This window comes from Gelidibacter salicanalis (assembly GCF_016469035.1).
GTDB classification, from domain to species: Bacteria; Bacteroidota; Bacteroidia; order Flavobacteriales; family Flavobacteriaceae; genus Gelidibacter; species Gelidibacter salicanalis_A.
In genome coordinates this window covers 1-1217 of sequence record NZ_JAEHJZ010000068.1, presented here as the reverse complement: position 1 = coordinate 1217, position 1217 = coordinate 1, and the positions used below count along the sequence as shown (strand labels likewise).

Sequence of the window (1217 nt, the reverse complement as noted above, 5' to 3'; positions counted from 1 at the left end):
TTTAGTACATGACAAAAACATATATATCCATTAATAAATCAATAAAATAGCAGGTCATATATTTGCATAAAAGACTGATATTCATTACATTAAAAGATTATCACTACATAATTTTTCTAATGAAGAACACCAGTCCTGAGTATAAAGATACAATGTTAATTTCGGTTTTACAAGGCCATTTTAAGGGAGAACTCAATTTGGCCAGGGTCAAGCTCATTTGTTTATTTATAACGGCCCTATGCAAGATAAAGACAATTAATTATGACAGACTGGCCTCTGGATTCGACACAAAAGTAGATAAAAACAGTTCTTATAGAAGGATACAAAGATTCATGAAGGAGTTTGATTTCTCTATGAAACTAGTCTCATCATTGATATTCAATTTATTGCCCATAAAAACCAATTTGGTTTTGGTGCTGGATAGGACCAATTGGAAGTTCGGCACCAAGAATATCAATATTTTAATGCTGGGAATCAGCTATAAAAACGTTGCGTTTCCCTTGATGTTCAAGATGTTGGATAAGCGTGGGAATTCTGATACCCAGGAACGAATTGACCTGGTCAAACAATTTATAGAATGGTTTGGAAAAGAAAGCATAGATTGTTTGCTGGCCGATAGAGAATTTATTGGAGATAAATGGTTGGAATTTTTGAATGAGAACAATATTAGATATTTCATTAGGATCAGGAATAATTTCAAAATTTATTCCTATCAAAAACAAAAAGAGATCAAGGCATTTTGGTTGTTCAACAATTTAAAAATTGGTGAGTTTTATCACTATCCAAAAATAGTATCACTCCATGGTCAAAAATGTTATCTATCTGGCAGCAAAACTTTTAACAGAGATGGTAAAATGGAGTTCCTGATCATTGTTTCGTTCAACAGGCCCGAACAGGCAATGGTCTATTACAAACAAAGGTGGCAAATAGAGACCCTTTTTAGAGGATTGAAAAGTAGTGGTTTCAATATTGAGGATACTCATGTAACCGATTTGGAAAGGTTGGAAAAACTCTTTCTGTTAACAATGATTGCTTTTGTCTGGTGTTACAAAATCGGTGACTTTGTGGATCAGAACATAAAAAAAATAACAATAAAAAAACATGGTAGGAGAGCTGTAAGCATATTCAAATACGGCTTAGACTGTTTATCAAAATTTCTTTTTACAGGTAATAAGCCACTAGAATGCAGTCTCTTCAGTTTTTTGTCATGTACTTAA

The 1217-nt window shown here is 32.9% G+C and carries 1 protein-coding gene; it reads left to right on the top strand.

Translation table 11 applies throughout. The features are described 5' to 3' along the window. Positions 1 to 119 precede the first annotated feature (119 nt). Entirely contained in the window at positions 120 to 1217 is a 1098-nt protein-coding gene (locus tag JEM65_RS20560; RefSeq protein ID WP_233530766.1) for an IS4 family transposase, read from the top strand.